The organism is Hydrogenovibrio sp. (assembly GCF_049975065.1).
In the GTDB taxonomy this organism is placed as follows: Bacteria; Pseudomonadota; Gammaproteobacteria; order Thiomicrospirales; family Thiomicrospiraceae; genus Hydrogenovibrio.
The window spans coordinates 1-6,364 of sequence record NZ_JBNGDN010000105.1 but is presented as its reverse complement, the minus strand read 5'-3'; the positions used below and the strand labels follow the sequence as shown (position 1 = coordinate 6,364).

Here is a 6,364-nt window from a genome sequence, read left to right as displayed (position 1 = left end):
TCCACAAGCAATATTTTTTCTCGGCTCTGCAGCCGAGTTCTTCGTTTCAGTCGGTTGTAATCGTGGATACGGCACTTCTTCGAAAATTTCCTTGGGAAAACAGGTTCTGCGCAATTTCAGCACAAATTCATGAATCGAAGAACCGAAGGTAAATATTCTAGTTAAGCTTCAAAAACGCATTAGGTGAGGAAATTATTACTATTGTTTGATTACGGCACTTGGAATACAATATGTTTTAACAATGTTATTACTTGGGGGCAGTGAGAATGCAGACAAAGCTAAGGAAAATAGGGAATTCCCGTGGAATTATTATTCCATCTTCAATCATTGAACAAATTCATATTGACAATGAAGTGGAAATGAGTGTCCAGGACGGTGCTTTAGTTTTAAAACCCGCCAACTCAGTCAGAAAAGGATGGTTTGATAATTATGATCCAAGTAAAGATGTTGAACCTTTATCGGAAATGGCGGATTTAGAGAGTGAGCAAGAGGACTGGGAATGGTAAGCAGATGTGATGTTTATTGGGTGGAGCTAGACCCGGCATTAGGCACTGAAATACGAAAAACACGCCCTTGCTTAGTTGTTTCACCCGATGATATGAATGCCGTTTTGACTCGTGTGATTATTGCGCCAATTACATCAAAGAGCCAACCATTAGGCTGTCGTCCAGAAGTGGTTTTTAAAGGCAAGAAAGGTCGAATTCTTTTAGACCAGGTTCGTACCGTTGATAAAAAGCGTCTGAAAGACAAAATGGGTTCCATTCCACTTGAGACGTGGCACGATACTTTAATTCAAATGTTATCCTAAATTTCTGGGCTAAGTTTCAAATCATGAAGAAAATAAACAAGATGGCAGGAAATGAATATTGACTTGCAAGATCCGAGGATGACATCCAAAGAACAACAACGAGAAATTTTGGGACTTGAATTCAACCATTAACTGCAACACCCAGCTTTAAAATCTCTGCATTCAGCCTTTCCAAAGGAGATTCATAGTCATACCGCTTTCGGAGGCGGTTTCGCAGTTGTTTGCAGAGACCTTCGATCATGTGGTGCATGGTGTGGGTGAGGATGCGGCTAACCCTTGGAATACGAAACGGGAAACGGATCGGGAAGGCATTCGCAAAGTGTATGAGGCCTTTTTTGCACAGGTATCTGAGATGACGGTTGAGTATACGGATCGGGTCATTGATCCCGAAAGTCAGGCGGCCGCCATGGTCGTCAGAGTTCGCAATGGCGATGTTTGCATGGAAAATGCGCTGCAGCTCAAATTTGACGCGAGCGGTCATATCATTTTCTTTTACAACTGGTATGGGCAATCTTCGGATTAAACCAAATGCCCAGGCCTGGTGGTGACTCAGGGCTCGACGGTTCGAACAGGGAATAAATCATGAGCATGAAAGACGCATACGGACAAAAACGACAGGCACAATTAGACGAGTGGAATGCGAAGATCGATAACACACGGCCGCCAATGCGTGGGACAATATGAAAAAAAGGCTATTCCGAGGCCTATAATAAGCTTGAAAAGGCTTGGGAAAAATCGGCAAAAGCGTTCAGTTCTGACAAATAGGCGGCGTGAATCGAATCATCGGAGTGAATTTGATAAAGAGGAGTGTTTGAGTGCGTATTGGTGTTTTATTTGGGCTGATTTTACTGTTGAGCGGCTGCTCGGGATCGAATTCATCTGGGGGTTCTGAACCCATTTATGCCGATTCCAGCCAAGAAGCGCTGGATTGGGCGGGGCGCTATATTGGGCGTTTGCCCTGTGCCGACTGTGAGGCGATTGACACGGAATTAATCTTGCAACCGCAGGGCGAGTATCGCTTGAAAATGCGTTACATCGGTCGGTCGGATGATTGGTTCACCGAAACGGGCACTTTTGCTTGGGATAAAGGCGGGCAGGTGATTCAGTTGCAGCCGCTGGAAGGTCAGGGGCGTGCTTTTTTTGTGGGTGAAAATTTACTCTGGTCGCTGGACGCGAATGGCAACCGGATTGAAGGCGCCTTAGCCGATTTGTACAAACTGCAAAAATCGGCAATGGCGACGGATGTGACCGCGCACCCTTGGCGATTGACGGAGTTGAACGGCCAAGCTTTAGCCGCGCTTGAGCGGCCACTTTACATCCTCTTTGAATCCGCCAAAGAGACGGGTATGGCGTCGGCAGACGCTGCCGACACGTCAGAAGCCTTGAGCCAATCCGAACGGGTTTATGGGTTCAGCGGTTGCAATCGTTTTTTTGGCGAAGTGAATTTCAGCCAGGCCAGCTCGAGTGCGGGGCTTGCAAAGGGTGCTGTGGTTTGGGCGGTGGATTTTGCGCGCCTTGGGATGACGCGGATGGCGTGCGAAGGTGAGCCTTATGAAACCCCGTTTATGGAAGCCTTGCAAGAGACCCAGATGCTACAGTTATCAGGTGATGCGCTGATGTTACTGGGGGCTACCGGTCAGGTTTTGGCGACGTTTACGGCGGACGATTCGTTGCAGCCGTAACCCGGACGCCTTGATTTCGGTCAAACTGGATGGTTTTCAGTGGTCTTGTGGGGTAAAAAGTGCCAAAATGAATCACATGATGAAATCTTATCCGTAAGGAACGCCTTATGAGCCTGAGTCCAGTCTGCCGAATACTGAAGTCGGCCCGTCAAACCATTGTGGAGGCGTGGCTGACATCGGACGCTTTGCAGGCCATATTGCAGGCATTGCGGATGTCGGCAGTGCAGTATCGGCAAGACGTGGCGGAACCGGTGTTTGATTACCTGCTGGAAATGCTGGAGATTAAAGGGCAAAAGCCAGATTGCCCAGCAATGCGTAAGCTGGTGGAAACCTTTCTGAATTCCGACATGCATTCGGAAGACGTTTTTCTCAATTGCACCGGGTTTAAAAACATTGTTATCGACACCCTTTACGCTTCGGATGCCGAAGTGCAACAGATTCGAGTCGTGTCCGAGATTATGGATCGCAATCTCTATGAAGTCCTGAAAATCTACAGCCGTGAAAAAATGCTGCAGGATCGACGTTATCACTTTCACGCCAAGTTAATTGAAGAGCACTTGGCAATGAGCAAAACCGATCCACAAGGCATTATCACCTATGTGACCGATGCCTATTGTACCCTCAGCGGTTATGCGTCCAGTGAATTAATTGGGCGAAGTCATGCGATTCTTCGGCATGAGGCGATGCCCGATGGTTTTTTTGCAGAGATGTGGCACGCTTTGAACACGCGGCACAAGTGGTCCGGGGTGATTAAAAATCGCACGAAAGACGGCGGCGAGTTTGTGACCAAAACCGATATTATTCCTTTTTTCGATGAAGCGGGTGAACTGTTGGAGTACATTGCGATTCGCCATGACATTACCGATCAGATGTTGTCCAATATTGACCCTTTGACCGAGCTGTACAATCGCCGTTATTTGATGGAACACTTGGACACAGTGTTGCACAATTACACCGAAACGGCGTTGATGATGGTGGACATTGACCATTTCAAACAGATAAACGATGCCTACGGCCATTTATTTGGCGATGAGGTGTTGAAGCAGGTCGCGCAGCTGTTGCAGGCGGCGACACGAGAACAGGATATCTGCGTGCGCTGGGGCGGTGAAGAGTTTATGGTGCTGTTGCCGCAAAGCACCCTGTCGGCCGCGCAACAGATTGCCGAGCGGATTCGTCACAATACATCCGAACTGGTATTGACGGAAAAAAACAGCGGCGACAGCGTTAAGGTGCAGTGCTCGGTCGGTGTCAGTGTGCAGCGGCTGAACGAAGCGCCGGAGGCGCTGATTGAACGGGTCGATCAGAAACTGTATGAGGCCAAAAACAACGGCCGCAACCGGGTGATTGCTGGTTAAAGGGTTGGCGGGTTATTAAGCTATTGAAGCGATTGAGGTTATTGCGCCCGCACTGAGAAGGTGTCGGTGGCTTTGAGTTTGATGATGGTGGCATTGGGGGTGTTGTTTTCAATCAGCCAGGCGATTTCGTCCTGTTGCTGACTGGCTTCAAACACTTTTTGCCAGACGCGTTCGGTCACTTGCCAACGATAACCGCGCTGGCGCAGGGCGTCTTTCAGCTCAAAGGGCGCACCGGTGGCTTTAATCAGCACTTTCTGCTGACGGATGGCTTGCAGCAGAAAGTGCAGCGCCGGAAGCCGCTCGTCTGAGATCGGCTGGCTCAGTAAATGCGTCAGCGCCTGCACATCATCCAGTGCGCGGTGGGCGTCGTAAAAAAACTGGCCGACTTTCCAGCAGAGAAACTCCTGACTGCGCGAACTGACCTTGGCGAGATGAAACCAGTCAATCTGACTGGCGGAACAGCCCCAGACTTTATCGACAAACAAATGGTGATAACGCTCCACCACCGGACGGTCAAAAGCGGCATTGTGCGCCACACAAAATGGCACCTCCGCCAGATCGGCTTCAACTTCTTGCCACGGAATGCGATGGCCTTGCACGTCTTCCCGAGTCAGGCCGGTCACTTGGGTGACTTCGGCGCTGATGTCGCCTTCCGGTTCGTTGAGGAAGTTTTTCGCGAGTAATACGCGATAGAAGTTTCCGTGCGAATCGAATTCCACCACCTGATAACCCAGTTCAATGATTTCGCAGGCGCTGGTGTCCAGCCCCGTGGTTTCGGTGTCGATAAGGCACACCTGGTGATAAGGCGGCTCTTGCGGCGGATGGTATTGGTTGACCGGGCGAAAACGGCGCAACACTTGATAATCATTGGAGGCGTCGAGTTGTTGCGCTAGGGGTTCTAGTGTGTCGTTTGTTTCAGGTTCCGTTGTCATAGGCACTCTGGTCATAGTCACTCTGTTAGGGTCTGCAATGAAGTTGAAAGGCGGGTGTGAATTGGCGGATGTTTGCAGGTCATTGTGACAAACTGTGTTCGCTTAGGCAAGTTTTTGTCATAAGGGTAGCAAGGTTTGTTGCCTGTGTTGGTTGTGCTGATTTTTCACCGCCAAGCCGCGCTCAAGCGTGCCCACCAGTGCAATCGCAGTTGAATGTGGGCGTCTAGGTGCAAGCGGTGATACTCGCGGTATGCGGTTTCAATGTGTGCGTGGCAGTGGTCGGCTTGGGATAAGTACCGTGCAATGCGGCGTGAATGCGTGCGTGGAATATAGCCCAGTAAACAGGGCGGTTGACTGTTTAACCAAATTTGCACCGCGTTGGCGTCGTATTCATTGTCTGGCTCGTGGCGCAATGTCAGTTCCGCACCGGAAAACAGCAGACCATGATTTTCCACCGCTTCGGTGTCATAGAAATACACCCCTTTAACCGGCAAAACCCATGTCAGAGTGGGGTGAAAAAACCATTCCGTCAGTCGTTTGAACCTGTTTGACCACAGCAAGTCTGGCGGCCTTCAGCGGTTGGGTGTTGCATTGGCTGATTGAGCGGCGCATTGATTTCGCCAGGCCTGGCCGTGTTTTTGCAGACTGTGCAGCAGCTGTTGAATTTCGTCTTGCTGCAGTGATTCTTGTAAATGATTGTAAAAACAGCTGTGCACTTTTAACAGCGATTGCACTAATGACCAGGCCTGGTCGGAAGTCATTTCATAATGGGCATTGAACAAATGCATTGCGGGGTGTTCGTACTCGGGGTGGGGAATTTCCCAAGGCGGAATGCTGGGGAGTTTCATGCCATTGAGTTTGTCCAGCACGAAATGCTGTTCGGTTTTCAAGTGCGGCAGTAGCGATTCAAATACCTCGGCGGCCGCTGAGTTATGGTGCGCGCGCAGCGCATGGGCAAATGTCTGGCAGTGGTAAATGGATTCTTCAATCATCTCATTGACCGCCGCCAACACCCACGCGAGGGTTTTGTGATGGGTTTTTAAATGTGGACGCTCGGCGGCGGTATGATGTTTCAAGTGGGTGCTCATACGCGATGCTCCTCTTCAATAGACGTCAGCCGTGCGCTCAGGTCGGCTGGGCTGTCGGCGGTGTCTAACCGCTGGGCATCGCCTTGGTAGACCGGTAAGTCGGCCTGATAGAAGATGCCGGTGTCGAAACCGTCGCTGCTGTGAATGGCCTGAGCGGCTTCGATGAGGTCGGAGGTGGGGTTGATGTTCAAGGGGCGCATCTGTTTTTGCCACTCTTTTTCTTCGGGACGGAAGGTCACGCAGGGGCTTTTCACTTCAATCAAGGAAAAGCCTTGGTGCTGAATCGCGTCCACCATCAGTTTGCTCAAACCATTCGGGTCGCCGGAAAAGCCACGGGCAATAAAGCTGGCACCCGAGGCCAATGCAATGCCCAATGGGTTAAAAGAGCGAATGCCGGTGCCGTGGGGTGCGAGCTTGCTGTGCCAGTCTGGCGCGGTGGTGGGTGACGGTTGGCCTTTGGTCATGCCATAGACTTCGTTGTCCATGACGATGTAGGTCA

9 protein-coding genes are annotated in these 6,364 nt (G+C 50.3%); 5 read left to right on the top strand and 4 right to left on the bottom strand.

The features are described from left to right. Nucleotides 1-266: 266 nt before the first annotated feature. The 5 genes from ACP5D0_RS09680 (at nt 267) to ACP5D0_RS09660 (ending at nt 3,845) form a co-directional block, all read left to right on the top strand. Nucleotides 267-506, top strand: coding sequence for an AbrB/MazE/SpoVT family DNA-binding domain-containing protein (locus ACP5D0_RS09680; protein ID WP_472365564.1), 240 nt, complete (start codon nt 267-269; stop codon nt 504-506). Then, the gene (locus ACP5D0_RS09675; protein ID WP_472365563.1) at nt 500-808 is read left to right on the top strand and encodes a type II toxin-antitoxin system PemK/MazF family toxin; all 309 of its coding nucleotides are present in this window, start codon (nt 500-502) and stop codon (nt 806-808) included. Before ACP5D0_RS09680 ends, ACP5D0_RS09675 begins: the two co-directional genes overlap by 7 nt. Nucleotides 809-1,025: 217 nt before the next feature. Next, nucleotides 1,026-1,331 (top strand): hypothetical protein, encoded by a 306-nt coding sequence (locus ACP5D0_RS09670; RefSeq protein WP_472365562.1) that lies wholly within the window; start codon nt 1,026-1,028, stop codon nt 1,329-1,331. Nucleotides 1,332-1,623: 292 nt separating this feature from the next. Continuing rightward, nucleotides 1,624-2,490, top strand: coding sequence for a copper resistance protein NlpE N-terminal domain-containing protein (locus tag ACP5D0_RS09665; RefSeq protein WP_472365561.1), 867 nt, complete (start codon nt 1,624-1,626; stop codon nt 2,488-2,490). A gap of 107 nt (nt 2,491-2,597) precedes the next feature. Continuing rightward, nucleotides 2,598-3,845, top strand: a complete 1,248-nt coding sequence (locus ACP5D0_RS09660; RefSeq protein ID WP_472365560.1) for a GGDEF domain-containing protein — start codon at nt 2,598-2,600, stop codon at nt 3,843-3,845. Between the two features lie 38 nt (nt 3,846-3,883). On the opposite strand, the gene ACP5D0_RS09655 is transcribed toward ACP5D0_RS09660, so the two are convergent. From ACP5D0_RS09655 to ACP5D0_RS09640, 4 genes are all read right to left on the bottom strand, one after another. Beyond that, nucleotides 3,884-4,777 carry a 3'-5' exonuclease gene (locus ACP5D0_RS09655; protein WP_472365559.1) on the bottom strand — a complete coding sequence of 298 codons (894 nt, stop codon included), beginning with the start codon at nt 4,775-4,777 and terminating at the stop codon, nt 3,884-3,886. 164 nt (nt 4,778-4,941) lie between these two features. Continuing rightward, entirely contained in the window at nt 4,942-5,337 is a 396-nt protein-coding gene (locus ACP5D0_RS09650) for an HIRAN domain-containing protein (protein ID WP_472365558.1), read from the bottom strand. Nucleotides 5,338-5,349: 12 nt separating this feature from the next. After that, nucleotides 5,350-5,865: a hypothetical protein gene (locus ACP5D0_RS09645; protein ID WP_472365557.1), complete on the bottom strand. Its 516-nt coding sequence runs from the start codon at nt 5,863-5,865 to the stop codon at nt 5,350-5,352. Continuing rightward, a partial coding sequence (locus tag ACP5D0_RS09640; RefSeq protein WP_472365556.1) for a thiamine pyrophosphate-dependent enzyme occupies nt 5,862-6,364 on the bottom strand: 503 nt, incomplete at its 5' end. The genes ACP5D0_RS09645 and ACP5D0_RS09640, both read right to left, overlap by 4 nt.

Excerpts from the sequence above, each read along its gene's own strand:
- ACP5D0_RS09645 (WP_472365557.1), bottom strand. The coding sequence starts at position 5,865 with ATGAGCACCCACTTGAAACATCATACCGCCGCCGAGCGTCCACATTTA.
- ACP5D0_RS09680 (WP_472365564.1), top strand. The coding sequence starts at position 267 with ATGCAGACAAAGCTAAGGAAAATAGGGAATTCCCGTGGAATTATTATT.
- ACP5D0_RS09655 (WP_472365559.1), bottom strand. The coding sequence starts at position 4,777 with ATGACAACGGAACCTGAAACAAACGACACACTAGAACCCCTAGCGCAA.
- ACP5D0_RS09660 (WP_472365560.1), top strand. The coding sequence starts at position 2,598 with ATGAGCCTGAGTCCAGTCTGCCGAATACTGAAGTCGGCCCGTCAAACC.
- ACP5D0_RS09675 (WP_472365563.1), top strand. The coding sequence starts at position 500 with ATGGTAAGCAGATGTGATGTTTATTGGGTGGAGCTAGACCCGGCATTA.